At 65.7% G+C, this 25,545-nt stretch carries 25 protein-coding genes and 1 pseudogene; 4 read left to right on the top strand and 22 right to left on the bottom strand.

From position 1 onward, the window contains the following. Nucleotides 1-30: 30 nt before the first annotated feature. From HNR05_RS14020 to HNR05_RS14005, 4 genes are all read right to left on the bottom strand, one after another. Nucleotides 31-387 (bottom strand): hypothetical protein, encoded by a 357-nt coding sequence (locus HNR05_RS14020; protein WP_179579707.1) that lies wholly within the window; start codon nt 385-387, stop codon nt 31-33. A gap of 5 nt (nt 388-392) precedes the next feature. Beyond that, nucleotides 393-851, bottom strand: coding sequence for a hypothetical protein (locus HNR05_RS14015; RefSeq protein ID WP_179579706.1), 459 nt, complete (start codon nt 849-851; stop codon nt 393-395). Between the two features lie 130 nt (nt 852-981). Further along, nucleotides 982-2,613 (bottom strand): hypothetical protein, encoded by a 1,632-nt coding sequence (locus HNR05_RS14010; RefSeq protein ID WP_179579705.1) that lies wholly within the window; start codon nt 2,611-2,613, stop codon nt 982-984. Nucleotides 2,614-2,617: 4 nt separating this feature from the next. Further along, the gene (locus HNR05_RS14005) at nt 2,618-2,947 is read right to left on the bottom strand and encodes a hypothetical protein (protein ID WP_179579704.1); all 330 of its coding nucleotides are present in this window, start codon (nt 2,945-2,947) and stop codon (nt 2,618-2,620) included. A gap of 220 nt (nt 2,948-3,167) precedes the next feature. On the opposite strand from HNR05_RS14005, the gene HNR05_RS14000 reads away from it, so the two are divergent. Both HNR05_RS14000 and purB read left to right on the top strand, forming a co-directional pair. Then, on the top strand, nt 3,168-3,695 hold the full coding sequence (locus HNR05_RS14000; RefSeq protein ID WP_179579703.1) for a low molecular weight protein-tyrosine-phosphatase: 528 nt from the start codon (nt 3,168-3,170) through the stop codon (nt 3,693-3,695). Beyond that, complete coding sequence (gene purB / locus HNR05_RS13995) at nt 3,692-5,074, top strand: adenylosuccinate lyase (protein ID WP_179579702.1); 1,383 nt, start codon at nt 3,692-3,694, stop codon at nt 5,072-5,074. The genes HNR05_RS14000 and purB overlap by 4 nt, the downstream gene beginning before the upstream one ends. Before the next feature lie 395 nt (nt 5,075-5,469). Here the strand turns inward: purB and HNR05_RS13990 are convergent, their stop codons facing one another. From HNR05_RS13990 to HNR05_RS13965, 6 genes are all read right to left on the bottom strand, one after another. Beyond that, nucleotides 5,470-5,727, bottom strand: a complete 258-nt coding sequence (locus HNR05_RS13990; RefSeq protein ID WP_179579701.1) for a hypothetical protein — start codon at nt 5,725-5,727, stop codon at nt 5,470-5,472. Then, a complete protein-coding gene (locus HNR05_RS13985) occupies nt 5,724-6,350 on the bottom strand; it encodes a DUF308 domain-containing protein (protein ID WP_218868905.1) in 627 nt (208 codons plus the stop codon). Before HNR05_RS13985 ends, HNR05_RS13990 begins: the two co-directional genes overlap by 4 nt. 99 nt (nt 6,351-6,449) lie before the next feature. Further along, entirely contained in the window at nt 6,450-6,980 is a 531-nt protein-coding gene (locus HNR05_RS13980) for a hypothetical protein (RefSeq protein ID WP_179579700.1), read from the bottom strand. A gap of 72 nt (nt 6,981-7,052) precedes the next feature. Continuing rightward, on the bottom strand, nt 7,053-8,426 hold the full coding sequence (locus HNR05_RS13975; protein ID WP_179579699.1) for an NAD(P)(+) transhydrogenase (Re/Si-specific) subunit beta: 1,374 nt from the start codon (nt 8,424-8,426) through the stop codon (nt 7,053-7,055). Then, the gene (locus tag HNR05_RS13970; RefSeq protein WP_179579698.1) at nt 8,423-8,740 is read right to left on the bottom strand and encodes an NAD(P) transhydrogenase subunit alpha part 2; all 318 of its coding nucleotides are present in this window, start codon (nt 8,738-8,740) and stop codon (nt 8,423-8,425) included. The genes HNR05_RS13975 and HNR05_RS13970 overlap by 4 nt, the downstream gene beginning before the upstream one ends. Further along, a complete protein-coding gene (locus HNR05_RS13965; protein ID WP_179579697.1) occupies nt 8,740-9,894 on the bottom strand; it encodes a Re/Si-specific NAD(P)(+) transhydrogenase subunit alpha in 1,155 nt (384 codons plus the stop codon). The genes HNR05_RS13970 and HNR05_RS13965 overlap by 1 nt, the downstream gene beginning before the upstream one ends. A 239-nt stretch (nt 9,895-10,133) precedes the next feature. On the opposite strand from HNR05_RS13965, the gene HNR05_RS13960 reads away from it, so the two are divergent. Then, nucleotides 10,134-10,709: a GNAT family N-acetyltransferase gene (locus HNR05_RS13960; protein ID WP_179579696.1), complete on the top strand. Its 576-nt coding sequence runs from the start codon at nt 10,134-10,136 to the stop codon at nt 10,707-10,709. A gap of 189 nt (nt 10,710-10,898) precedes the next feature. On the opposite strand, the gene HNR05_RS13955 is transcribed toward HNR05_RS13960, so the two are convergent. Beyond that, nucleotides 10,899-12,548 (bottom strand): HNH endonuclease, encoded by a 1,650-nt coding sequence (locus HNR05_RS13955; protein ID WP_179579695.1) that lies wholly within the window; start codon nt 12,546-12,548, stop codon nt 10,899-10,901. Nucleotides 12,549-12,858: 310 nt separating this feature from the next. Then, nucleotides 12,859-13,092 carry a hypothetical protein gene (locus HNR05_RS13950; RefSeq protein WP_179579694.1) on the bottom strand — a complete coding sequence of 78 codons (234 nt, stop codon included), beginning with the start codon at nt 13,090-13,092 and terminating at the stop codon, nt 12,859-12,861. Here HNR05_RS13950 and hrpB point away from each other — a divergent pair. Further along, the gene (hrpB, locus tag HNR05_RS13945) at nt 13,073-15,661 is read left to right on the top strand and encodes an ATP-dependent helicase HrpB (RefSeq protein ID WP_179579693.1); all 2,589 of its coding nucleotides are present in this window, start codon (nt 13,073-13,075) and stop codon (nt 15,659-15,661) included. The two genes, HNR05_RS13950 and hrpB, sit on opposite strands and share 20 nt — an antisense overlap. A gap of 42 nt (nt 15,662-15,703) precedes the next feature. On the opposite strand, the gene dnaB is transcribed toward hrpB, so the two are convergent. The 10 genes and pseudogenes from dnaB to HNR05_RS13895 form a co-directional block, all read right to left on the bottom strand. Then, nucleotides 15,704-17,086 (bottom strand): replicative DNA helicase, encoded by a 1,383-nt coding sequence (gene dnaB / locus HNR05_RS13940; protein WP_179579692.1) that lies wholly within the window; start codon nt 17,084-17,086, stop codon nt 15,704-15,706. A gap of 419 nt (nt 17,087-17,505) precedes the next feature. Further along, the gene (gene rplI / locus HNR05_RS13935; protein WP_179579691.1) at nt 17,506-17,955 is read right to left on the bottom strand and encodes a 50S ribosomal protein L9; all 450 of its coding nucleotides are present in this window, start codon (nt 17,953-17,955) and stop codon (nt 17,506-17,508) included. A gap of 11 nt (nt 17,956-17,966) precedes the next feature. After that, nucleotides 17,967-18,230: a 30S ribosomal protein S18 gene (gene rpsR, locus HNR05_RS13930; protein ID WP_012039648.1), complete on the bottom strand. Its 264-nt coding sequence runs from the start codon at nt 18,228-18,230 to the stop codon at nt 17,967-17,969. Nucleotides 18,231-18,284: 54 nt separating this feature from the next. After that, on the bottom strand, nt 18,285-18,797 hold the full coding sequence (locus tag HNR05_RS13925) for a single-stranded DNA-binding protein (protein ID WP_179579690.1): 513 nt from the start codon (nt 18,795-18,797) through the stop codon (nt 18,285-18,287). 159 nt (nt 18,798-18,956) lie between these two features. Beyond that, nucleotides 18,957-19,307 (bottom strand): annotated as a pseudogene (gene rpsF / locus HNR05_RS13920) (30S ribosomal protein S6); the annotation flags it as partial. 258 nt (nt 19,308-19,565) lie between these two features. Further along, nucleotides 19,566-20,552, bottom strand: coding sequence for a hypothetical protein (locus HNR05_RS13915; RefSeq protein WP_179579688.1), 987 nt, complete (start codon nt 20,550-20,552; stop codon nt 19,566-19,568). Between the two features lie 354 nt (nt 20,553-20,906). Further along, nucleotides 20,907-22,256 (bottom strand): ABC transporter substrate-binding protein, encoded by a 1,350-nt coding sequence (locus HNR05_RS13910; protein ID WP_179579687.1) that lies wholly within the window; start codon nt 22,254-22,256, stop codon nt 20,907-20,909. 107 nt (nt 22,257-22,363) lie between these two features. Then, nucleotides 22,364-23,185 carry a carbohydrate ABC transporter permease gene (locus HNR05_RS13905; protein ID WP_179579686.1) on the bottom strand — a complete coding sequence of 274 codons (822 nt, stop codon included), beginning with the start codon at nt 23,183-23,185 and terminating at the stop codon, nt 22,364-22,366. Beyond that, nucleotides 23,172-24,113, bottom strand: coding sequence for an ABC transporter permease subunit (locus HNR05_RS13900; RefSeq protein ID WP_179579685.1), 942 nt, complete (start codon nt 24,111-24,113; stop codon nt 23,172-23,174). Before HNR05_RS13900 ends, HNR05_RS13905 begins: the two co-directional genes overlap by 14 nt. Next, nucleotides 24,103-25,533 (bottom strand): CCA tRNA nucleotidyltransferase, encoded by a 1,431-nt coding sequence (locus HNR05_RS13895; RefSeq protein WP_179579684.1) that lies wholly within the window; start codon nt 25,531-25,533, stop codon nt 24,103-24,105. The genes HNR05_RS13900 and HNR05_RS13895 overlap by 11 nt, the downstream gene beginning before the upstream one ends. Nucleotides 25,534-25,545 lie beyond the last annotated feature (12 nt).

Here is a 25,545-nt window from a genome sequence, read left to right as displayed (position 1 = left end):
AGACACCATCCAATTGATACCCGCGGCACGTCACTCAAGGGCGTCGTACACCTGCAGAAACTTGTCGGGCAGACGCAGCCGGCAGTACTCATCCACGACCCGGAACGCGTCCTCGACGTCCGGCTCCCGGTTCTCGATAAAGAGAAGATCTTTTCCGAGTAGTACTGTCTCGGAAGTCCTCTCGGCGAGCTCCAACGAAAAGCCCAGAGCCGTGAGCGGCGGCTCCATGAATCCAAAATCAAACACGAAGGAATCATAGAGAACAAACTTTACGTACCCGTTTTCGCCTTTCTGGGGGTCGTCTTCGTAGGTCGCGCGGTACGTCGCACGAGGCCCGAAGTGACCCTGTGCCTTGTGTCGCAAATCAGTCAAACCGTCGATGTACATAGTGGTCACTTTCCTGGGGGATACGCAAAGAGGGATTTCGGCGAGAATTTGTAGCGATTGTCGGTCAGATATTTAAGCTCACGACCCAAGAATGTGCGAGCGTTGGCCTCGAGGTCGTGGGTAAAACGCACCGGGAGCTCCTTCTCGATAATCTCATTCAAAAATGGCTTGTTCAGAAGCTCGTACATCTCGTTGTTCGTTAGATCGTACTTTTTCTGTGTCTCGGCCCATTTTGAGGGGTCCAAGCTGAAGTGGGCATCACCAGCCTTGCCGGCAATTTGCTCGTAGCTCGCGGGGTCTTTGGGGACGTAACTTCCGAGCGTTGCCTGATCGGCATCCATGTTGTGCAGAGTGTCATTGTAGATGTCGGCCAGTTCATCAACGGTCATCTTGTCGACACCATTGATTTTCACCTTGCCGTTCTTGACCGTCACCCCGGTGCTCGAACTCAACAATTTGGTCATCGCGCGGAGTTTTGCCGCGGCGCTGAAAACCATGGCTCGGCGGGAGGTATGCCGAACATTACTGCGCTCCACCCCACCGACATGCCCTGTCTCGGAGCCAGCACAGCGAACGCTCGCGCACCCTCGGCAGCTACGGCACCCGGCTTCCCCGCCAGAGCGTGCCGGCACCCGCATCCGAGCCCACCGTCTTCGCAAGGAGCCCCCGAAACGACTGCAGGCGCGGCTCGGGGGAGGCGTCGATCCGGCGGGCCGTCTCGGCATAGGCCGTCATGCCGTGCGCGGGCAACGCCACACCGACGGGCAGCGGCGCGGTCGCGAACGCCTCGCGACGCACCACAAGCCGGGCCGCCGACGCCGCGGTCGTGCCGCCCAGCACCGGAACGAGGTCATCGGTGTGCTCGACGGCAACCGTTGGCAGATTCGCGCTCACCGGCACCGAGCCACTTGGCGCACCGAAGGTCACCACGGCCACACTCGTGAACTCGCCGGAGTTCGCCACCTGCGCGGCGATCAACCCGCCCTGGGAGTGCCCGACCTCGATCACCGGGTCGCCGGGCCGAATTCCGGCCGCGCGCATCGCCTCAAGCACCGCGCGGTACGACCCGGAGGCCTGCTCGGCGACGGCCGTCACATTCGACGTGAGATCCCACGGCTCGTCGGCTGAAACCGCATCCCACTCTTCGGTGCCACCCACATAGACCACCCAGCTCGGCGCTCCTTCGTCACCGTAGCGCTCGATGCGCACCTGCCCGCCGCTCGTCGACAGCGACGGAATCCGGCTCGCCAGGTCGGCCAGCCCGGTCGGCGGCCGAGCTGGTGACGGCGGACCGAGTACGGCGCTCGGCACGATCGCGACCGGTGTTTCCCGCAGCACACCCAACGGATGCCCGAGCGCGAGCGCCCCCGCCGCCGATCCCGACACCCCCCGCAGCCCGAAGCCCTCGTCGCCGAGCATCATTGCCAGGGGCAGCGGCAGACCGGCCAGGCCAGCCGCCGCATCATCGAGCGAGGACACCGCCACGCGCAGCAGCGAGACGAAGTACGGGTTGGTGATCGCGCGGGCCTGCTCGGCCCTCGACGCCGCCGACCCCACGGAAGTCGAGCCCGCCGCCGAACCCGCCGCCGGCCCAGAACCGGCTGAACCGGTTACGGAACGGATGCCATCGCCGCGCGCAGCCCGGGCCCGGATTGCCGCCACCACCGCAACGCTGCCGGCGGCCAACAGCGGCCCCGACGCGAGCAGCGCGAGCTGCCCGAGTCGCCCCAGCAGATAACTCGACACCGCGCCGACCGACCGCGTCCGCATCTCGGCCGCCCGCTCGGCCTGCCCGTATCCCTCGGCCGCCGTGGTCAACGCTTCCGCCAACTCCTGGGTGCGCTGTTCGACGGCATCGAGCGCTCGGGTGGCCGCCCAGACCTCGAGCCCCGGATCGGCGGGCGTCCAAGCCGGGGCCGGAACCACGCTCAGGCCCTGAACCTGCGCCAGCCGCTGCCGCCAACCCAGCACGTCTTCGTGCAGCGCACGCAGCATCGCCTCCTGCGCAAGAAGGGTGTCGGTGCCCACCAACGTGCTGCCCCCGCCCGACACGACGAGACTGCCCGGCGTCGGCTGCACGACTGGCCCGTCCGAGGCCGTTCCACCCGAATCCGATCCGCCCGACGCGGTGTCATGCGGCGTCACCGCTGAAACCGAGGATGCCCCGCGCGCGCCGCCGGGGCCGCCCAGCGTCGTCCCGCTCCCGGGTTCGTTCGGCCCGCTCACGCACTCACCCCGCCGCCCCGGCCCGCGCGATCAGCGCTCGCACGGTTCCGCAGGCGTCGTCGAGCTGCCTCGCGATCCCCAACAGATCGCTCCAGAGCCCGTTCAGGCTGTTCGCGTAGCCGCGCTCGGCCACCGAACACCAGGCGTAACCGGGTGCACCAGTTACGCCGATGCGTAGGCAGTGCGCCCGCGTCTCGATCTGCCCCCGCACCTCCGTGAGCAGCCACAGCTGCTGCCTCAGCGCTCGCATCCTCTCCTCGGCGGCCAGCCCTCCCAGAATGCCACCGGTCAGCATGCTGTTGTCGCCGAAAGTTCCCTCCGTGAGCTCACCCATCGTTCCTCCCGTGTCGCCTCGCCCAGGCCGGCCCCGGCACCGTTCGCGCTTCAACCTCGTTCGCGATCGTTCGCGCTCCGTCATTGCCGGTCATCGACGCCGTCCGTGTCGCTGCCAGGCTGACAGCCCAACCGTCGTCGAAGTCGACACCACGAACATCCGTGAACATCGCCTCAGATCAGAGGCTGTGCAGAGAGCAAAAGTGCAACAGAATGGAGGCATGAATTTTGAGGCGCTCAGCCCTGACGAAGCGACGCCCTTTCGAATCGTTTTCGTGTGCACCGGAAACATCTGCCGGTCACCGATGGCCGAGGTGATGCTGCGCGACCTGGTGACGCGTTCAGGCCTTGGCCGACTGATCACCACGAGCTCCGCCGGCACGGGCGATTGGCATGTGGGGGAGCAGGCCGATGCCCGCACGGTCGCCGCTCTGGCCAAAGCCGGTTACGACGGCAGCCACCACCGCGCCCGCCAATTCGACCCGGCCTGGTTTGCCGACCTCGATCTTGTCGTGGTGCTCGACCACTCCCAAGAGCGCGTCCTGCGCAACTGGGCACCCACCGAACACGACCGCAGCAAGGTGCGCCTGCTGCTCAGTTTCGACCAGAAACAAGCCGAACTTCGCGACGTTCCTGACCCCTACTATTCCGACGATGCGTTGTTTGACTCGGTTTTAGGCATGATTGAGAGAGCAAATCTTGCGCTCTTCACACAACTCGCACCCGCAATCAGACAGGGAGTCCGATGAGTCCACTACCCCCCCAGGTGATCAGCCCGCTCGATGGCCGGTACCGCGCCGCCGTTACCGAACTGGGTGAGTACCTCTCCGAGGCGGGTCTCAACCGGGCTCGCGTTCAGGTCGAGGTCGAATGGCTCATCGTTCTCACCGACCGTTCGCTCTTCGGTTCCACCCCGCTGGATGCCGCCCAGAAGGCCGCCCTGCGCGCTCTCGTCACCGACTTCGGTCAGGCCGAAATCGACGAACTGGCCGAACTTGAGGCCACCACCCGCCACGACGTCAAGGCCGTCGAATACCTGGTGCGCCGCCGCCTGGCCGCCCTCGGCCTCGACTCGATCGCCGAGCTCACCCACTTCGCCGCCACCAGCGAAGACATCAACAACCTCTCCTACGCGCTCACCGTCAGCGCGGCCGTGCGGGAGGTCTGGCTGCCCAAGTTCCAGTCGGTCATCGACGCGCTGCGCGCCCGTACCGAAGAGTTCCGCGCGGATGCGATGCTCGCCCGCACCCACGGCCAGCCCGCGACGCCCACCACCATGGGCAAAGAGCTCGCCGTCTTCGTCTACCGTCTGGAGCGCATCCAGAAGCAGATTGCGGGCAACGACTACCTGGGCAAGTTCAGCGGCGCCACCGGCACGTTCGCCGCACACGTCGTAGCCGAGCCCTCGGCCGACTGGCCGACCATCTCGCGCGAGTTCGTTGAAGGCTTGGGCCTCGGCTGGAACCCGCTGACCACCCAGATCGAGTCGCACGACTGGCAGGCCGAGCTGTACTCGCGCGTCTCCCACGCGAATCGGGTGCTGCACAACCTGGCCACCGACATCTGGACCTACATCTCGATGGGCTACTTCCGTCAGATCCCCCAGGCCGGCGCGACGGGCTCGTCGACCATGCCGCACAAGATCAACCCGATCCGGTTCGAGAACGCCGAGGCCAACCTTGAGCTGTCGAGCGCCATTCTCGATTCGCTCGCGGCCACGCTGGTCACCTCGCGCCTGCAGCGCGACCTGACCGACTCCACGACACAGCGCAACATTGGTGTCGGCTTCGGCCACTCGGTGCTCGCGCTCGACAACATTCTGCGGGGCCTGGGCGAGATCGACATCGACCGGGTCATGCTGGCCGACGACCTCGACACGAACTGGGAGATCCTCGGCGAGGCGATCCAGACCGTGATCCGCGCCGAGGTCACCGCCGGGCGTTCCAGCATCGCAGACCCGTATGCCCTGCTCAAGGAGCTCACGCGCGGCAAGCGCATCGGGCAGGCCGATCTGGTGGCGTTCGTGTCGGAGCTCGAGATCGGCGACGACGCCAAGCAGCGTCTGCTCGCGCTGACGCCGGCCGGCTACGTCGGCCTGGCCGATTCGCTCGTCGACAACCTGAAGTAAGGGCGCGACCGCCTTCAGCACTGAGTCACGTAAAGACGACCGTCGTTCCGCAGGGTGACGGTCGTTTTTGCGTACCTCACGCGCGGCCGATGCAGGGCAGCGGATGTCGGGTGGCGGATGTTGGGTGGCGGATGTTGCGGGATCTCGCCGATGCATCCGCCGAGCTACTGCCTTCCGGTCCAGTTTCCCCCGCGCGCCAGGCGAATTCGACCGCAACGGGGGAAGTCGGCGCAAGCGGGTGCGAGACAGGGGTGAGACAGGTGCGAGACAGGGGTGAGACGGGTGCGAGACAGGGGTGAGACGGGTGCGAGGCAGGGGTGAGGGCGGGCGACAGTGTGGACAACAACTGAGCCGCAACCAGCGATGCGGGTTACAACCGGGAAGCGCGCACCGGACTACTTGTTGCCGTGGTTCTGCTCTTCGATGTCAGACTTCTCGGCGGCATCCGGCTTGATATTGAGCGCGAACATCGCGATCACGACGAGCACCACGATAAAGGCGATGCCAAACGCGATCAGCGACAGCATCATTTCACGCGTTGACAGCAAAATGATGAGCCCGACAAAGACGGCCATGACCCCTGACAGTCCGATGAGTTCGGCGGGCTTCAGCCGATCTGAACGGCTGGGCTTGTGTGGAGTGTTCGAGGTCACAGGATGTCCGATTCGTTGACGGCGGCTGGAGCGACGGCGGCTGGAGCAACGGCGGGAGCCGCCCACTTGAGCGAGAGCCCTCCGATGGCGAGAAAGACGCCGAGAATGACGAAGTAGGCGCCAAGCAGACCGACCGACACGACAGCGTGCGGGGGAAGCAACAAGAAGGTGAGAGCGAGTATGGCGGTCAAGCCGCCCATCGACATCCAGTCCCGCGCGGTTGAAGCACGTGCGCGCACTCGCACGCCGCTGTAGAGCTCAATGAAGCCGGTGACGGCGGCCCACACGCTGACCAGGTACAGGAAGAAGCCGAGCCCCCCACCGTGGAACGCCAGGGCGAGCGCACCGAGAACCACCCCGACGAGGCCCTGCACCACGAAGAGTGTGCGCTGGTTCGCGTCGGTGAGGGTGCGCCAACTCATGACCGCGATGAAGAGCCCGCTGAGCACGGCGAACCCGCCGAAGACGAGCAGTCCGAGTTCTGCCGAGTGGTCGGCGTTGAAGGTGATCACTGCCGCGGGGATCAGGGCGAGAATCGCGCGACCGACCGGAACCGTCCAGTATCGCCCCGCGGTGGCGGTTGCTGCCTGGGCATTCGCCACGCGAACCTCTTTCGTAGTCAAACGGATCTCCAGTCTACGCTCGCCGGGTGAGCGGCGCGAAAGGAGGTCCCGAGGAGGCGATGAGGCCACAGGCGGCTGGAAGGTCGGCAGACGACGGCGTCAGTGTCGCACGTCTGTGGGACGGTGGCCGCCCGACATCCGTGGCCATTCGGCCGTTCCGCAGGCTGCGAGCCGCAACGGGAGCGCGGCGATGATGCCCACCCAGACGGGTCCGCCGATGTAGCCGAAATAGAACAGGGTGATCGCGGTGACCGTGAATGGGTTGGCCCGTGGGGCGACGGCGTCCCCGGCGATCAGGTGAAGAACCTGGTCGCCCAGTCCGAACGCGAGTGCGGTGGCGGTCACGGCGGCGATCGACGCCAGCGCGCCCCGCCAGCCGAGCCCGATCCACCCCACGGATGCCGGAGCAAGGCGCCACAGCAGCAGGCAGAAGAACAGAATGAACGCCACGATCACGACCAACATGGGCGCGTTCAGAAACAAGGTGAGCGCCGTGCCCACGCGGTCGGCCAGCGCGCCGGTGCTGAGCGCCACGCTCGCGATGATGCTCACGACGATCGTGCTGCAGGCCACGAGCGCCGCATAGCGGACTGCCCCCAGTTTCGCCCGACGTCCGTCGACCTGTTTCATATCGTCACCCTTCACCTGCGCGACGCCTCCCGCTACGCCTCCCGCGCCGCTCCCCGCGACGCTTCCCGCGAATCAGAGCGCCTTGACCGCCCCCAGAAGTTTGGTCAACGAGTCCTTGGCGTCGCCGAACAGCAGCGTCGTCTTCGGGTCGTAGAGCAGCTCGTTTTCGATTCCCGCAAACCCGGGCCGCATCGACCGTTTGAGAAACACCACCTGGGCGGCATCACCCACCTCAAGAATCGGCATCCCGAAAATCGGTGAACCCGGTGAGGTCTTTGCGGCCGGGTTCACGACGTCATTCGCGCCGACGACCAGCACGACATCCGTGTTCTTGAACTCGGGGTTCACCTCAGCCATCTCTTTCAGTGACTCGTAGGGCACATTGGCCTCGGCCAGCAGCACGTTCATGTGTCCCGGCATGCGCCCGGCCACCGGGTGAATGGCGAAGACCACGTCGATCCCGCGCGCCTCGAGCGCCGTGGCCAGCTCTGCCACGGCGTGCTGCCCCTGGGCGACGGCCAGGCCGTAACCGGGCACAATCACCACGCGTTGCGCATAACCGAGCAGCACCGCCACGTCGTCGGGGGTCGATGAGCGCACCGGTCGATTGCTTTGCACCGTCGACCCGGCCGTGGACCCGCCCCGGAACGCTCCAAACATGATGCCGCTGACCCCGCGGCCCATGGCGGATGCCATCGCCTGGGTCAGGATCGTTCCGCTTGCTCCCACGAGGGTACCGGCCACGACCAGCAGCACGTTGCCGAGCACCACGCCGGATGCGGCGACGGCGACACCGGTGAACGCGTTCAGCAAGGAGATCACGATGGGCACATCGGCGCCGCCGACCGGCAGCACGAGCAACAGCCCGGCGACCAGGCCGAGCACGAGCAGGATGATCGCCCAGAGCGCCGATCCGGTGCCGATGATGAACCCACACGACACGAGTGCGGCGACCACGACGAGAGCGCTCACCCAGCGCATTCCGGGAAACAGCAGCGGCCGAGTGCTGATCAGTTCCTGCAGCTTCAACACCGTCACGGCCGAACCCGAGAACGAGATGGCGCCGACGAGCATCGTGAAGACAATGGCGAGACGAACCCACGGGTCGGCGTTGTGGCCGAGTTCGAGCACGGCCACCAACGCGGCAGCACCGCCACCGACGCCGTTGAAGAAGCCGACAAGTTGCGGCATCTGAGTCATCTGCACGCGCCGGGCGATGGGTGCGGCGATGGCCGTGCCGACCGCGATTGCAATCAGGATGTACGGAAGGTTGTCGAGCTTGGTTGAGAAGAAGACGGTGATCACCGCGAGCAGCGCACCACCGGCGCCGATCAGGTTGCCGCGGCGGGCGGTGCGGGGCGAGCTCAACCCCTTGAGCGCGAGAATGAAGCAGACGGCTGAGGCCAGGTAGAGAAGCGCCGTCCATTCCGGCGGGAGCAGGCTCACTTTGTTTCCCCCTTCGGGCCGGATGCCGCGTCGGTACGCCCGCGCCCCCGGAACATGTGCAGCATCCGGTCGGTGACGACGAAACCGCCCACCATATTGGCGGTGGCGAGCACGACGGCCACCAGGGCGACGGCCAACAACCACGGGTCTTCGGCCTGCCCGGCCACGATGATCGCGCCGATCAGAATGATGCCGTGAATGGCGTTCGCACCCGACATCAGGGGCGTGTGCAGAATGCTCGTCACCTTCGAGACGACCTCGAAGCCGACAAAGACCGACAGCACGACGATGGTGAGCAGGGTCACCGGGTCCATCAGGCACCTCCTTCGCGCAGCGCTGCCGCCGTGGGTTCGTGCCGCACGGCGCCGGCCGTGGTCAGGCAGGCGGAGGCGATCACCTCGTCGGTGAAGTCGGGGGAGACCACCCCGTCGTGGGTCATCAGGGCGAGCAGGTTCGCGACGTTCTTGGCGTAGAGGCGCGAGGCGTCGCTGGGCATGGCGGATGCGGCATCCGTCAGCCCCACCAGGGTCACGGTGCCGCCCCCGGCAGTGGTCGGCACCAGCACATCGACCCCCGCGACGACGCCCTCGACGTTGCCACCGGATTCAGCGGCCAGGTCGATCACGACCGAGCCCGGCTTCATGCCGGCGACCATGTCGGTCGTCACCAGCAGGGGTGCGGCCCGGCCGGGGATCGCCGCCGTGGTGATGAGCACGTCGGCGGCGGCCACATGGGGCGCGAGCAGTTCGCGCTGGCGCACCGCGCGGTCGTCGCTGAGAGCGCGGGCATAGCCGCCGGTTCCTTCGGTCGCCGCGGCATCGAGGTCGAGGTCGACGAAGGTGCCGCCAAGCGAACGCACCTCATCGGCCGACGCCGGACGCACATCGTTGGCGAACACGCGCGCGCCAAGCCGTTTGGCGGTGCCGATGGCCTGCAGGCCGGCGACCCCGGCGCCGAGCACGAGCACGCGGGCGGGTGGGATGGTGCCGGCCGCGGTCATGTAGAGCGGGAAGAATCGGGGGTATCGGCTCGCCGCCTCGATCACGGCCCGATATCCGGCGACCAGCGCTTGGGAGCTGAGGGCATCCATCGACTGGGCGCGGGAGATGCGCGGCACGAGTTCGAGGGCGAACGAGGTGACCTGGGCTGCGGCCAAGGCTGCGACGGTGGGGAGTTCGGAGGCCGGGGAGGCCAAGCCCACGGTCACGGTGCCGGGGCGCAAGGCGCTCGCCTGCGCGGGGCTGAGCGGGCGCACGTGCAGGAGAACGTCAACGTCGGCGAGGTTCAGTTCGGGCACGACGCGGGCGCCGGCATCCGTGTAGCTCGCGTCGGAAATACCCGATTCGACGCCGGAGCCGCTCTCGATGCTCACCTCGAGGCCCAGAGCGACGAGCTGCCCAACCGTGTCTGGAGTGGCGGCGACCCGGTGTTCACCGGGGCGTCTCTCCCGTGCAATCCCGACCTTCACGCATACCTCCGCTCTGCACGAGCGGCCGCGAGGCATCCGGAATCCCGGAAGACGTGCGCGGCGTCGCGCACTGGTGTTCGTAGCGTAGTGGCCACGCGGCCGAAATGGGCAGAAAGGCCCGGAACACCTGCCCGCCACCACGTTCGCGACGATCGCCACACCAAGCTCGCTGTTCGTCGTCTGGGAGAATGGCAATAGGGCTGATGGGGCAGGCATCGAGATGAGCGACCGGGAGAGACGTGATTCACGACGTTGAACTGCACGGATGGGGCATCGGGCTGGTTCCATTGCAGGTTGAGCATGCCGCCGAACTCGCCACACTGATCGATGCACACCTCTGGGCCGGTATGACGACGCCGTTCCCGCGCACTGCCGCGGACTACGCTCAGTATGCGCGCTTACAGATCGACGCCCCCAACATGCTGGCCTTCGCCATCACGGATGCCGCCACCGGCGAACTGCGTGGTTCGACCAGTTTCTACGATCTATCGCTTCAGCAGGGGCGCGTCGAGATCGGCAGCACCTGGTATGCGCGGCAATTCTGGGGAGGCAACACCAACCCGGCAGCCAAGATGCTGCTCTTCAGTCATGCTTTCGAGACCCTCGCGCTGACCCGCGTGGCGCTGCGCTGCGACGCGCGGAACACGCGAAGTGCGCGTGCGATCCTGCGCCTCGGCGCGACATCCGAGGGCGTGCTCCGTTCCCATCGCCTCGCCTCAGACGGCACCCGCGGCAACACCGCCTACTTCTCGGTGCTTCACGCCGAGTGGCCTGCGGTCAAAGCGGGCCTCGCCGAGCGGCTGCGCGGCGCGTAGCTGGCGGCAGCCGTCGGCTGCGGCCAGAGTTGAGTCGCGACAGAACGTGATCGGCGGGTGCCGCCCGCCCCGCTGGTCGAGCCCGTCGAGACCCCACGGCCCGGCCCCACCCCGCTGGTCGAGCCCGTCGAGACCCCTCGGCCCGGCCCCACCCCGCTGGTCGAGCCCGTCGAGACGGCGACCCGACCTTCAGTCTCGGCGGTGGGTGTCGGTGCGGTGGCGGTTGGCGTCACGCCAGGTGCGGGTCGGGTCGATCCAGGCCGGGGCTTTCACTTGCGGGCGGCCGTTGACCATGAGGATCTCCCAGCCGGAGGTTTCGATGGTGTGATGATGTCGCCAACACAACGCCACACCATTGTCGACTTCGGTGGTGCCGCCTTTGCTCCAGGGGATCACGTGATGAAATTCGAGCCACTGTGCGGGTGCATCGCAGCCGGGAACGCCGCAGCCGCCATCGCGGGCGAGGATCGCCCGGCGTTGGGCACGGTTGAACAGTCGTTGCGGATCGGTCAGCGTGAGAACCTCACCGTTCTGGCCAAAGAGAACCGTTTGGGTGCCTCCGGCACACATCATCTGATCCACCGTGCGAAGTGAGATGGGGGCGTCGACGCCGTCGATCCAGCCGACACCGCGACCGGCTTCAATATCGTTCACGTTCACATGCACCACCACCGTCGGCGGTGCACCACCAATGCTGGGAGTGTTATCGGCTTGAGCGAACTGGGTGAACATGCCGCGCAGAATATCGGCCCGCTTCTCACCAGCGGTGCGGGTGTCGACGTCATCGAACTCGTGCCCGGGCGACCCGGGAAGAGGAACCTCGGCTGAGGCTGAACCCTGACCGTGGTCGTCGTGGTCGTGGTCGTGGAGGTGCTCGTCGTATACGTCGTGTCCGTCGGGACCGTCGTGACCGTCGTGACCGTCGTGAGAATCGAGCTCGGCTTGGTCGTCGCGTGCCTGGTCGCGGGCCTGGTCGCGGGCTTGTTCGGCGGCGGTGGGGAACGCGGGGGTTTTGCGGGCGGCAATGAACGCGTCGAAGGTGAGGTTCATGATTCCGTACAGATCGGGAGTCACCCCGCCCCGCACCGGATACACACCGTCTTTGAAGCGGCCGAAACTGATCGTGCTCGTCGCCTCACCCTCGACCTCGTTCGGTGCCACCCCGTCGGGGTCCAGCGCCGCCTGCCACTGCAACATCTGCACCCGCAGTGAGTCCGCCGAGAACGCAAAGCCCGCGCCCGGCTCACCCTCATTCTCGGCCGTGATCGTGCCCGTCGCCGCAGACACCAACGCGCGTTCCGCAGCCGCAAGATCATCGGGGGCAACACGCGGGGAGATCTCGGCCAGACCGGACATGATCACCTCCGCCGCATCCACCCCCAGCAAGCCCGAAGCGACCGCGGCACCCACCGTGGGGAACAGTGCGGGGATGATCGTGCCGACGTGTTGGGTGTCCCGCATTCGCAGACCGAGGGCGCTACGCCGTTTCGCTTCCCGGCCAGAAATGCGGGTGACCCGGGTGATCAGGTCGATGCCACTGGTACAGCCCCGCTTCGCCGCGAGGGAGTCGCGGCCCAGCCACCGGCCGGAGCGTTCCTCGACCGTCGCCGCCACAGCCACCCGTCCCGCATCAACCAGCCGGCCCACACCTTCGAACGCACCGAGCACACCGAGTAGGTCGTCGTCAGTGAACGCCTCGGGGCTGACGGTGCCGAGAACCGCCAGAGAAGAGCGGGCCTGTTCGACCGCCGCCAGCACCATGGCCGCGGTCGGTGCCGCTGCACCCGGGGCGGGTGTCGGCTCCGGGGCGGAGACGGGGGGTGGGGAGGTGATTGACATAGCTCTATTCTCCCAAAGAACGAACATGATTACGAGCTTTTCTCAGTATTGGTGCATAACTTCTCGAAGCTGTGTCTGTGGAGGGATCGAGAACTTAACCGGTCGAGACCCCGCCCGGGGGTCTCGAGGCGGGCTCACGGGATCTCGACGAGCTCGATCAGCGGGAGGGGGCTCGATCAACGGCGTGGGCTCGATCAGCGGTGTGGGCTCGTTCAGCGGTGTGGACTCGATCTGCAGAGGGGGCGCGGGGTCGATTGCCGAACCGTCGGTCGAGCTTGTCGAGACCTCACTCGGGGGTCTCGAGGCGGGCTCACGGGATCTCGACGAGCTCGATCAGCGGGGCAGGCTCGACCAGCGGGGCAGGCTCGACCAGCGGGGAGGGATCGATCAGCGGGGAGGGATTGACCAGCGGGGTGCTGCTGCGCGACGCGTAGCGAGCGGCATCCGTCAGCTTGGCCCAGCGTTGAGGCGCGGCCGGATGTGACAGGTACGTGCACAGCTCGCGAACGCGAGAGACTGGGGGAGTGACCAGCGCGCCGTTCAACCCGTCAGAGATCGGTCGCGGGCTCGCTTTCGCCTCAGCGGTCGATGACCTGACCGCTGCGCTCGATCGGAGCCCCACCGTCGTCGTCAGCGCGCCGCCGGGCACGGGAAAGACCACGCTTGTTCCGCCCGTGATCGCCGATCGTGTTCGGGGCCGGGTGATCGTCACTCAACCCCGCCGGGTCGCTGCCCGCGCTGCCGCCCGACGCCTCGCGCAGCTGGACGGCTCATCCATCGGCTCCCGCGTCGGATTCACCGTGCGCGGCGAACGCCAGGTCGGCCCGTCCACCCGAATCGAGTTCGTCACCGCCGGCGTGCTGCTGCGCCGCCTGCTCGATGACCCGGGTCTCGACGGGGTCGGCGCGGTCATCATCGACGAGGTGCACGAACGGGCTTTGGAGACGGACCTGCTGATCGGGCTGCTCGGCGAGGTGCGCGAGCTGCGTGACGATCTCGTTCTCATCGCAATGTCCGCGACACTCGACGCCGACCGGTTCGCGACGGTCCTCGGAACGGATGCGGGCGCTGCACCGATCGTGACCCAGGCGACCCCAGCGCATCCGCTCGAGGTGCGCTGGGCACCCTGCCCCACGCCTCGGCTGGATGAACGCGGGGTGACCTGGGCGTTCCTTGACCACGTGGCAAGCACCGCCGTCGCGGCACACCGCGCCCTCGTGCGCACCGATCCGACCGCCGATGCTCTCGTTTTCGCGCCGGGTGCGCGTGAGGTCGCCGAGATCGCCGGGCGCATCCGTGGCCTGGCCGCGGAGTTCGACGTGCGCGAGCTGCACGGCCAGATTCCCGCCGCAGAGCAGGATGCGGTGATCAGCGGGCGGGGCCCTGATCGTCCGGCGCGGATCATTGTCACGACGTCACTCGCCGAATCCTCTCTGACCGTCCCCGGCGTGCGTCTGGTCGTCGACACCTGCCTGTCGCGTGCTCCCCAGCGGGATGCTGGGCGTGGCATGACCGGTCTCGTCACCGGCCCGACGCCCAAGGCGTCTGCCATCCAGCGCTCCGGGCGCGCCACCCGGCAGGGGCCGGGGGTGGTGGTGCGATGCGTCGACGAGCGCACCTTCGCCGCAGCACCCGCGCACCCCGCTCCGGAGATCCAGGCGGCAGATCTCACCGATGCAGCCCTGCTGCTGGCCTGCTGGGGCGCGCCGGGCGGCATGGGTCTTCGGCTGGTAGATCCGCTTCCCGCCGTGAGCCTCGGCGATGCTCTCGCCGCACTGCGCGGACTCGGCGCGATCGACTCCGAGGGCCGCGCCACCGACGAGGGGCGAGCGCTTGCCCGCATCCCGACCGCTCCTCGCCTCGCCCGCGCCCTTCGCGCCGGCAGCGCCCTGGTCGGCGGGCGCACAGCGTCCGAGGTGATCGCGCTGCTCAGCGGCGATCTTCGCGTTGCGGATGGAGATGCCCAGGCGGCACTTAACCTGCTGCGCACGGGACGAAGCCCGGATGCCCGCCGCTGGGAGCAGGAGGCTCGGCGTCTCGAGCGCTTCGCTGGGGCGACCGGCACGGGGCCAGGCGCCGCTGCCCGAGGAAGCGCGGATCAGACCGGCCTCCTCATCGCGCTCGCATTTCCCGAGTGGATTGCGCGCCGCGTCGATCGGTCACCTCACAGCGCAACCTTCCTTCTCGCCTCGGGTACCCGTGCTGGGATCACCGGTCCGCTCGCCAGTGCCGAGTGGCTGGCTGTGGCGGACGTCACCCGGGCCCAGGGGAGAGCGGCCGCAGGAACCGGGGCAATCATCCGCTCTGCCGCCCTCATCTCTGAGAATCAGGCCGAGCAGGTGGCGCCCCATCTCTGTACCGACCGGCTCGAGGCACAGTTCGTGAACGGACGCGTCGTCGCGCGTCGTGAACGTCGGCTCGGCGCGATCGTGCGCTCGTCGGTTCCGGTTCGCGTGCAGGCGAACGAGGGCGGACGGGATGCCGTCCGTCATGCCGTCTCCGAGCACGGGCTCGGAATATTTATCTGGTCAGATGCCGCGGATGCTCTGCGGCGTCGCCTCGCCCTGCTGCACCACGAGCTCGGATCGCCGTGGCCGGATGTGTCAGATACCGCTCTGCTCGGCACCCTCGATTCCTGGCTCGGCCCCGAACTGTCAGATCTCGCCGCCGGCACGCCCACCGCGCGCATCGACCTGGCCCCGGCGCTGCGGCGCATCCTGCCGTGGCCCGCAGCGGTCGACCTGGATGTGCTGGTTCCGGAGCGGCTCGCGGTGCCCAGCGGCTCGCAGGTGCGTCTCAGCTATCCGCCGGTCGAAGATCCCGGTGCCCGACCCGTGGTGGCTGTAAAACTTCAGGAATGCTTCGGGTGGGCCGAGACGCCGCGTCTCGTCGCAGGACGCGTGCCGGTGTTGTTCCATTTGCTGTCGCCCGCCGGGCACCCCCTGGCTGTGACCGACGACCTCGCCTCATTCTGGGCGGGCCCGTACGCGCAGGTGCGCGCCGAGATGCGCGGCCGCTACCCGAAGCATCCCTGGCCCGAGGATCCCTGGTCCGCGGTGCCCACCCGGCACACCACGCGCCGCTCCGCACTGGGCTCGGGCAGAGACACGTGATGGACACCAGTGAAAGCTGAGCCAGTCAGCTCTCATCCGATGCTACGAGCCGGCCACCATGTCGGCAAAGCGCGAGTAGTGGCCGTGGAATGCCACCGTGACCGTACGGGTCGGGCCGTTACGGTGCTTGGCCACAATGAGGTCAGCCTCGCCCGCACGCGGGTTGTCTTTCTCATAGGCGCTCTCACGGTGAAGCAGAATGACCATGTCGGCGTCCTGCTCAAGCGACCCTGATTCACGAAGGTCGGAGATAGCCGGCATCTTGTCGGCGCGCTGCTCGGGACCACGGTTCAGCTGCGACAGTGCGATGACCGGCACCTGCAGCTCTTTGGCGAGCAGCTTGAGTGCACGCGAGAACTCACTTACTTCTTGCTGGCGCGACTCGACGCGCTTGCCGGAGGTCATCAGCTGCAGGTAGTCGATCACGATGAGCTCAAGGCCGACCCGCTGCTTGAGACGTCGGCACTTCGCCCGAATCTCGACCAGGGTCATGTTCGGGCTGTCGTCGATGTAGAACGGGGCGTCGTTGATGCGGCCGCGGGTCTGGGCGATCGTCGTCCAGTCGCGCGCCTCGACGGTTCCCTTGCGCATGCTCTGCAGCGGCACGGATGCCTCCGCGGCCAGCAAACGCATGGCGATTTCGCTGCGACCCATTTCGAGCGAGAAGAAAACGCTGGGCTTGCCGCTCTTGATGGATGCGGCGCGACAAAAATCGAGGGCCAGGGTCGATTTTCCCAGGGCGGGTCGGGCGGCGACGATGATGAGCTGACCGGGGTGGAACCCGTTGGTCAGCTCGTCGAGTTCGGCGAATCCGGTCGGGACTCCCGACATACCACCGTCTTTGAGCTTGGCCGCTTCGATCTCGTCGATGGCCACACCCACCGCTTCGGACAGCGGAACATAGTCTTCGGTCTCGCTGTTCGCGGTCACCGAATAGATCTCGGCCTGCGCGGTGTTGACGATGTCGAGCACTTCGCCTTCACCGGCGTACGCCATCTGAACGACGCGGGTGCCGGCTTCGACGAGGCGACGCAACAGGGCACGTTCGGCGACGATCGAGGAGTAAAAGCCGGCATTGGCGGCCGTCGGCACCAGGCTGGTCAGAGTGTGCAGGTACTCGGCGCCACCGGCCCGGGAGAGCTCGCCGATCTTGGTGAGCTCGTCGGTGACCGCGATGACATCGGTCGGTTCACCGTGAGAGTAGAGCGAGAGAATCGCATCGAAGATGATCTCGTGCTTGGGAATGTAGAAATCGGATCCGCGCACGGTTTCGACGACGTCGGCCACGGCATCTTTGCTGAGCATCATGCCGCCCAGGGCGCTCTGCTCCGCGAGCATGTCGTGCGGGGGAACTCGCTCGATCGAGCGGGCTTCTGACCCACTACGCTCGCCGCGCTCCGCCAAACCCATATGTGCGAGGGACACTCGCGCCTCCATCTATCGTTTCGTGTACTTCTTATCTACCGTGAGCCACCGACACGGGCGGCTGAGGGCACACCCCTGCTGAGAGACGCGCGCAAGCCCACCCTAAGGACGGCTCTGCACACCACCAAACATGCCTGTGGATAACTCTGTGGACAATCCGGGCGAAACGCCGGAAGGTCTGTGCACAATCTGTGCACTCTCTTGTGGATAACTTCTGGTTACGTTTTATTAAAAAGCCGTTGACCAGCTATTTAAGCTATTCACAGCTGTGTGGAAAAACCTGCTTCAAGTGTGCCTTGAACCTTGCGGTAATTCCTGCACACCTGTGCACAGATGGGTGCATAATGACCTCGAAATGCGCCCTTAACGGGGTGTAGCGGTGAACCCCGAAGGGCCACCGCTACACCGAGCACACCGCCTTATTTGGCGGAGACCACCTGAAGGGTGATCGTTGCGCTGAGCTCGTCGCGCAGGCGAACAGTCGCCGTGTGCTCGCCGGTCAGCTTGATCGGGCTGAGCTCGATCTTGCGCTTGTCGATGGCGCCCAGGCCGGCAGCGGCCACAGCGTCAGCAACATCCGAGGTCTTGACGGAGCCGAAGAGGCGTCCGCCGGTGCCGGTCTTGACGACCAGCTTGACCTTGGCGTTCTCGAGTGCAGCCTTGAGGGCCTGCGCTTCTTCGAGGGTGGCGTGTTCGCGAGCCGCGCGAGCGGCCTTGATCTGTTCGATCTGCTTTTCGCCACCGCGGGTCCAGGTCACAGCAAAGCCCTGGGGAACCAGGAAGTTGCGTGCGTAACCGTTCTTGACGTCCACGACGTCACCGGGGGTGCCGAGGCCAGAGACCTCGTGCGTCAGAATGAGTTTCGACATGTGATTACTCCCTACCGGCCCGAGCCAGCGTATGGCAGCAAAGCCATTTCGCGAGCGTTCTTAACGGCACGCGCGATCAAACGCTGCTCCTGGACGGAGACGCCGGTGATGCGGCGGGCGCGGATCTTTCCACGCTCCGAGATGAACTTGCGGAGGGTTGCGACATCCTTGTAGTCGATGACACCGACGCGGATCGACTTCGCGGGAGCGGCGTTCTTGCCGCCCTTGGCTCCGCGGAGTGGCTTGCGGCGGTCGCCGCTGCTCTTTCCAGCCATGATTTCCTTTGCTTTCTTAAGTGTGCGATTCAGCCAAGAGCCGTGAGGCTTGGCTTAGAAGGGGGTCTCGTCGCTGAAGTTGCCTGGGGTGTTCCAGACGTCTCCGCCCGAAGCGGCAGGAGCGCCGTTCGAAGCGGGTGCGCTGGGAGCCCAGGGCTCGTCGTTTCCACCGCCGGCAGGACCGCCGGTACGTGGGCCTGACGACTGCGCGCGCGTGAGCGAAGCGGTTGCGTAGCGCAGGCTGGGGCCGATCTCATCGATCTCGAGCTCCATGCTGGTGCGCTTCTCACCTTCCTTCGTCTCATACGAACGCTGCTTGAGACGCCCGGTAGCGATGACACGGGAACCCTTGGTCAATGAACCTGCAACGTGCTCGGCGAATTCACGCCAAACGCTCGCGCGCAGGAACAATGCGTCGCCATCTTTCCACTCATTAGCTGCGCGATCGAAATTGCGCGGAGTGGATGCGATGGTGAAGTTGGCAACAGCCAGCCCGTTCTGCGTGTAACGCAGTTCCGGATCGCTGGTGAGGTTGCCCACCACGGTGATTACGGTCTCGCCAGCCATGGGCTACTTGTCGCTTGCCTTGTCGGCGGCAGCTTCGGCCGGAGCTTCGGCGGCAGCCTCAGCAGGAGCCTCAGCCTTGGCGGCCGCGGCAACCTTGGCGGCCGGAGCGGCAACCTTGGCGTCGGGCTTGGCGTCAACCTTGACAGGAGCAGCCTTCGGGTTGGCAGCCTTGCGGGCGGCCTTCTCGTCGGCGAGCTTCTTGGCTTCGACAACCTGAGCGATGCCTTCTTCTGCGCGGAGAACCTTGGTGCGCATGACTGCCTCAGACAGCTTCAGCTGACGGTCGAGCTCGACCGTCGCTTCAGAAGTTGCGGTGAAGTCAACGACGGCGTAGATGCCTTCGGTCTTCTTGTTGATCTCGTATGCGAGACGACGACGACCCCAAACATCAACCTTGTCAATGGTTCCATTGGCGTTACGAATAACGTTGAGGAACTTGTCAAGGCTGGGAGCTACGGTGCGCTCATCGATCTCGGGATCGAGGATAACCATCAGTTCGTACTGGTGCATGACTAACCCACCTCCTTCGGACTAAAACGGCTGCAGAATTTCTGCAACAGGAGGGTTGTGCATGTGTGGAATGCGGAGGCCGGGAATCCGGCGCACAGACAACCTGCCAAGCGTACCCGATGAGTCCGAGGAGCGCCACTCGGGTTCGCCAGGCCACATTTTCGCCGACTTTCCTTCTTCCGGTCGAGTTTGCCGCGCGTGCGGGACGAACTCGACCGCACAGGCTTAACTCGACGGATCTCGGCTCGGCCGACGCTCTCATTCATGAGGGCGCAACCCTGCCTCAAGAAGGTGTGCTCGCAGAAGGACGGGGCTCATGGCCACTTTCCACAGCCAGCGCGACATCGCCCGGCCCGGAGCCCGGAGCCGGTCCTCTCTCACCTTCTCCTCCCACACCACGTCCTCAATCGTGCGCCCCTTCAGATACTGACTGCGTGTGTACTTGACGAATCCGTCGAATTCGCCGAGGAGCGGCATCCGTTGAATGTGGTCTTCCTTCTTCCAGGTGAAGTCGGTGATGTCGTTCCCGCCGTCCTCGCGTGGATAGGAGACTTGCAAGCGAGGCGCGGGCATCCCGCTCAAGTAGATGTTCGCGCGGCTGGCCGATTCACCCACCGAGCCCGAATCCCCGTCGGCAAAGTTCGTCGCGAGGCGGGCGGCTCGGCATCCGCGCACTGGGCCCAGACGCGCGATCTCCTCGAGCATGTCTTCCTTGAGCAGTAGGCGACCCTGTTGGCCATTCGGCAGGGCAAAACGCGAACTCAAGCCCGCATCAAGTGTCGCCACGGCCGACGCGAAGCTCGACGAGCGGGCCAGATCAACCAGCGTTCGCAATCGACTCGTCACCAAGACGCCATCCAGCTCGACCACCTCGTCATTCGCGAAAGCGTCGTGGTGCCAGATGATTCCGTTTTTGGATTCACGGATGCGCCCGCCGAGCGGCTTGAGATGAACTTCCAGCGGCCACCGACCAAGAATCGGCAGTCCCCAGAGCCGTGCGGCCGAGACGTGCGACACCACGACGTCGTCGCGTCGGGTACGGAGCGCGGCCTGGATGCGCATGATGTGACGGGCATCGTCGTCAGCGTCGTTCCAGACTTCCGTCGCAACGTAGACACCCCGCAGGAGACGCCGATGCTGCCCTCTCTCGAGTCCGCGGCGCAGTGACCGCCCATCTGCTCCGACACGTTCCAGGTCGCGGGTGAGCAGCACGTGCTGTGATTCAGATCGCGTGAGACCATTCATGCCCCGATGCTTGTGCATCGATGAGCTCATGCGGCCTCGAGCTCTGCATCTGGTGACAAGCAGTGTGTGCGAAAGCTGTGGAGGGCGCCCCTCGTGGCTGCCGGTCTCCTGCTGCCGCACGCATCCGTTCTCGCATCTGTGCTCTCGGCTATGCCAGCGTCAGCGCCAGCGCCTGCGCCTGCGTCAGCGTCAGCGCCAGCGCCTGCGCCTGCGCCAGTGCCAGTGCCAGTGCCAGTGGCCAGTGGCCAGTGCCGACTTAATCAAGTGCGGTCGAGTTCGCCTGGCGTGCAGGGCGAACTCGACCGCACAGGGCGAAATCGGCCAAAAGACGCGGGTGGGGGAGTCGAGCGAGCGCTACTTCTTCAACGCTGCGTTCGCGGCGTCTTGCGCCTTCTGCATCCCCTCGGCGACCGGGATGCGGGCCGCGAAAACGTCCTCAAGGATCGGTCCGTACGCGCCGTACGCCGCTCCGAAGTTGGCTCCCCGCGGTGCCGGAATAGTCGGGTTCGCAATCACGTCGAAGAACTTCGAAGTGTCAACGCCCTGGGCTTCCCAGACCGCTGTGTATGCCGACTGCGCCGCAACGACTCCGGGAACCGCCGCGCCGCTTGCTCCGACGAACTCGTTGCCGTCGACCGAACCGAGCCATTCGAGAACCTTCTGGGTCTCGGCCGGGTGAGCACTGGCGGCGTTACCGGCCGCGACAATTCCGTTGGTCACCGAGACGCGTCCGGCCGGACCGGTGGGGATGGAGGCCACGCCCCAGTCAAAGGATGCGCCATCCGCGACGTTTTTGAGGTTGTACAGACCCGACTGGAACAGTGCCATCTTGCCGTGCAGAAACTGGTCGCGGCTGAAGTCGCCGTTTTGGTTCGTGTCGGCCGCCGACGGGGCCACGTGGTCGCGGTTGATCAGGTCGGTCAGGTACTGAAACGCTTCGACCGTCTTCGGGTTCGCGAACGTGAACTCGTCGCCGTCCTGGAAGGTTCCACCGTTCGAGCCGATGTAGTTGAGGAACATGGCTTGCAGGTCGTTGCCCGCGTTGTAGCCGTACTGGGTGACGGATGCCGCGTCGAAGTCGGCCTCATCGGCCGTGTGCCCGGCGCCATCTTTCGTGAGTTTCTTCAGCACCGGAAGGAACGTGTCGGTGGCCGGGTCCAGACTCCAGGTGAGGTTCTCGAGAGAGGAGGGGTCGATGCCCGCGTCAGCCAGAAGTTCCGTGTTGTAGTAGACCGCGATACCCGCGTCCGACAGCTGAGGAACACCCCACAGTGCGCCGTCGCGCGTGAACTGGTCGACCACGCTCGGCTGCCAGGCGTCTTTGGCGTTGGTGCCGAGTGCGTCATCGATATTGAGGAGGTTGCCGTTGTCGGCGTAGTCCGCATAGTAGGAGTTGTTCACCCAGAACACGTCGTCGGCGCTCTTGCCCGCGATATCGGTGCGCAGTTTGGTCCAGTAGTCGGCCCACGGCACGACCGTGACGTCGACCTTGATGGTCGGGTTCTTCGCTTCGAAGGCGGCGAATGACTGCTCGTACGCCGATGCGACCTGCTCGTCCCACAGTCGCACGGTGACGGTCGTCTGGTCGCCGGCCGCCGAGTCGTTGCTGTTCGATCCGGCAAGGGCGAAGCCGGCGCCGACCGCCCCGATGGCGACGACGGCGACAGCCGCGGTAATGGCAATGATGGTCGAGCGCTTGGCCATGGGTGTCCTTCGGGTGTGTGCTGTGTGTGCTGTGTGCGTGTGCTGTGTGCGTGTGCTGTGTGCGTGTGCTGCGGCCTGCACGCCGTCGCACGGCGCCAGAGCGGGGTCTATCTGAAGCTGGTAATGGCAATCGAGCGCACGATCTGCTTCTGAAAGATCAGGAAGAGAGCGAGAAGCGGCACGAGCGCGAGCGTTGTCGCGGCCATCACGAGAGTCCAGTTGCCGTTGTACTGCGATTGGAGGCTAGCAGTCGCAACGGTGACGGGACGCCACGTGTTACCGCTTGTGATAATTCGCGGCCAGAGGAAATTATTCCACTGGCTCACGACAGTTATCAGAAGCAGTGTGGCGATGATGGGACGGCTGAGCGGAACGATGATCTCAACGAGGACATCCAGTGCGTTGGCGCCGTCGAGTCGGGCCGCATCAACGAGTTCTTGCGGGATGCCCCGAAAGTACTCACGAAGGAGGAACGTCGCGTAGGGACTTGCGAACGCGAACGGCAGCACGAGCCCCCAGAAGGTGTTGCGCAGCCCGGCCTCGGTCATCATCAGATAGAGAGGGACGACGATCACGATCGCGGGGATCATGAGGGTGGAGAGGTAGACCCAGAACACGATGTCGCGGCCGGCGAACTCGAGCCGGGCAAACGCGTACGCGGCCATGATCGAGAACACCAGTTGCGCGGCGACAAGCAGCGCCGCCACGAGCAAGGTCACGCCAATGGCGCGGCCGAACTCCGCACGACCCGTCAGCAGCTCGGTGAAGTTGTCGAGAGTGAACGGGTCGGGCCAGCTCAGCGCATTCGTCTGTGCAAACTGCCCCGAGGTCTTGAACGCGGTGAGGATGCTGAGCAGGAACGGCCCCAGCGTGACGACGGCACCGGCGAGCAGAAAAAGGTAGATGGCGAGGGTTCTAATCCATTTCATAGGTCGTCCTCCGCCGGAAGTACTGCTGCTGCACGAGGGTGATCGTGACAAGAATGACCAACAGGATGACGGCCATCACCGAGGCCCGGCCGAACGAAAACGACTCGAACGCTTCGTAGTAGATACGCGCAGCGACGACGTCTGTTCGCCCTTGCGGCCCGCCTCCGGTCAGCGCGTAGACCTGGTCGAAAATCTGGAACGTGCTGATGACCGAGGTGACGAGCACGAAGAACATCGTCGGGCGCAGGAGCGGCAGCTTGACATGCCAAAACAACGCGACCGGCCCGGCGCCGTCGAGGGTGCCGGCTTCCAGCAGGTGCTCCGGAATGTTCTGCAAGCCGGCCATGAAGAACAGCGTCACGTAGCCCACGTTGGTCCAGATCACGACAGCGCAGACGGCGGGCAGGGCGAGTCGCGGATCGCTGAGCCATTCCACACGCTGCCCCAGGAGCGTATTGAGTGCGCCATCCGTGGGCGCGAAGATCCATTTCCACACCACACCGAGCGCCAGCGGGGCACAGATCCAGGGCAACACGAACACCACTCGAAAGAAACCCGAGCCGGGTAAGCCGCGCGTCAACAGCGTGGCGGCGAAGAGCCCGAGCGAGGTTTGAACCGGAATCACGATGGCGACGAAGAGCAACGTGACCAGCAACGAATTGCCGAACACACCGTCAGAGAGCACCGCCCGGTAGTTCTCGAGGCCCACGAACCGGGCGGGGGAGATGAGGTCCCAGCTCTGAAAGCTCAGCCACACCACGATGAGGACGGGCAGCAGCAAAAAGAAGCCAACCCCGAACAGGCTCGGCGCCAGGAACGCGTAACCGGTCAGGGTGGTTGCACGGCGCGCACGGCGCTGCCCGGGGCGTCGGACCTGCCCTCGTGCTGCGCGCTGAGTGGGCGGATCCGTGGTGCTGCTAGACCTCACGTCCGGCCCACCACGCCTGCAACCGGCGCGTGGCTTCCTCCACGCCGAGCGGCCCGTCGTCGAGGCGCTGCTCAAGCAAATACCGGTAGGCCTCACCCACGTCACGTCCGGGGGAGATCCCCAGGATGCCCATAATCGCCTCACCGTCGAGGTCGGGGCGCACGGCATCCAGTTGCTCTTTCTCAGCCAGCTCGGCGATGCGACGCTCCAGGTCGTCGTACGCAAAGCCCAGGCGGTCAGCCTTGCGCCGGTTGCGTGTGGTCACATCGGCCCGGGTCAGAATGTGTAACCGCTCAAGCTGGTCACCGGCGTCGCGTACATATCGACGCACAGCGGAATCGGTCCAGGTTCCCTCGGTGTAGCCAAAGAAGCGCAGGTGCAACTCGATCAACACCGCAACGGCGTTGATGGTGTCGTTGTCGAAGCGCAGCGCCCGCAACCGTTTTCTGGCCAGCTTCGCGCCGACCATGTCGTGGTGGTAGAAACTGACGACACCGCCGGGTTCCAGACGCCGCGTCGCCGGCTTTCCGACATCGTGGAACAGCGCCGCCAGACGCACAATCAGATCGGGGCTGTCCAGGTTGCCACGCGAAATCTCGTAGTCAATCGCCTGTTCGACCACGGTCAGTGTGTGCTGATAAACGTCTTTATGGTGGTGGTGCTCGTCGACCTCCAGGCGCAGCGCCGGCAGCTCGGGCAACACGAGCGCGGCCAGACCACACTCCACCATGAGTTCGAGACCGGCCCGCGGCGTAGCCGAGCGCAGCAGCTTCGAAAGTTCTTCACAGACCCGTTCGGCCGAAATCATGCGGATGCTCTCGGCCATCTGCGCCAGCGCCTCGCCCGTCGCCGCATCCAAGCTGAAGCCGAGCACCGCAGTGAAGCGCACCGCCCGCATCATGCGCAGCGGATCGTCGCCGAAAGAGATCTCGGGGGAGGACGGCGTGCGCAGCACCTTCGCCAGCAGGTCATCGACCCCGCCGGACGGGTCGACCAGGGTGAGCTGTGGCAGGCGCAGGGCCATCGCGTTGACGGTGAAGTCGCGGCGAAGCAGGTCCTCGTCAAGGCTCGTGCCGAACACAACGTCGGGTTTGCGCGTCGTCTTGTCGTAGCTGTCGGTGCGGTACGTGGTGACTTCGACGGTTTCACCGGCGATCTTCGCACCGATCGTTCCGAACGCCCGGCCGATGTCCCAGTGCGCGTCGGAGATGGGCTTCACGATGGCCAGGATCTGGTCCGGCGTGGCATCCGTCGTGAAATCGAGGTCATTCGTTTCGCGATCGAGGAAGGCATCTCGAACCGGGCCGCCCACGAGGGCGAGCTCATGGCCGGCCGCCGCAAACGCGTTCGCCAGACGGGATACCGTGGGGGAGGCAGCCAGGTCGCCCAGTCGCGCGAGGGCTGCCGCGACGCTCTGCATACGATCAATTGT

Origin of the sequence: Leifsonia psychrotolerans (assembly GCF_013410665.1) — a bacterium.
GTDB lineage: Bacteria > Actinomycetota > Actinomycetes > Actinomycetales > Microbacteriaceae > Cryobacterium > Cryobacterium psychrotolerans_A.
Note: the sequence above shows the minus strand (reverse complement) of the source record. Positions and strands in the feature narration are given on the sequence as shown.

Bases quoted from the DNA above. Each gene is read 5' to 3' on its own strand.
- HNR05_RS14015 (WP_179579706.1), bottom strand. From the start codon at position 851: ATGACCAAATTGTTGAGTTCGAGCACCGGGGTGACGGTCAAGAACGGC.
- HNR05_RS13970 (WP_179579698.1), bottom strand. From the start codon at position 8,740: ATGGACCCGGTGACCCTGCTCACCATCGTCGTGCTGTCGGTCTTTGTC.
- HNR05_RS14000 (WP_179579703.1), top strand. From the start codon at position 3,168: ATGAATTTTGAGGCGCTCAGCCCTGACGAAGCGACGCCCTTTCGAATC.
- HNR05_RS13895 (WP_179579684.1), bottom strand. From the start codon at position 25,533: ATGCAGAGCGTCGCGGCAGCCCTCGCGCGACTGGGCGACCTGGCTGCC.
- HNR05_RS13915 (WP_179579688.1), bottom strand. From the start codon at position 20,552: ATGAATGGTCTCACGCGATCTGAATCACAGCACGTGCTGCTCACCCGC.
- HNR05_RS13910 (WP_179579687.1), bottom strand. From the start codon at position 22,256: ATGGCCAAGCGCTCGACCATCATTGCCATTACCGCGGCTGTCGCCGTC.
- HNR05_RS14005 (WP_179579704.1), bottom strand. From the start codon at position 2,947: ATGGGTGAGCTCACGGAGGGAACTTTCGGCGACAACAGCATGCTGACC.
- purB (WP_179579702.1), top strand. From the start codon at position 3,692: ATGAGTCCACTACCCCCCCAGGTGATCAGCCCGCTCGATGGCCGGTAC.
- rplI (WP_179579691.1), bottom strand. From the start codon at position 17,955: ATGTCGAAACTCATTCTGACGCACGAGGTCTCTGGCCTCGGCACCCCC.
- HNR05_RS14020 (WP_179579707.1), bottom strand. From the start codon at position 387: ATGTACATCGACGGTTTGACTGATTTGCGACACAAGGCACAGGGTCAC.
- HNR05_RS13905 (WP_179579686.1), bottom strand. From the start codon at position 23,185: ATGAAATGGATTAGAACCCTCGCCATCTACCTTTTTCTGCTCGCCGGT.
- HNR05_RS13925 (WP_179579690.1), bottom strand. From the start codon at position 18,797: ATGGCTGGCGAGACCGTAATCACCGTGGTGGGCAACCTCACCAGCGAT.
- rpsR (WP_012039648.1), bottom strand. From the start codon at position 18,230: ATGGCTGGAAAGAGCAGCGGCGACCGCCGCAAGCCACTCCGCGGAGCC.
- HNR05_RS13955 (WP_179579695.1), bottom strand. From the start codon at position 12,548: ATGTCAATCACCTCCCCACCCCCCGTCTCCGCCCCGGAGCCGACACCC.
- HNR05_RS13980 (WP_179579700.1), bottom strand. From the start codon at position 6,980: ATGAAACAGGTCGACGGACGTCGGGCGAAACTGGGGGCAGTCCGCTAT.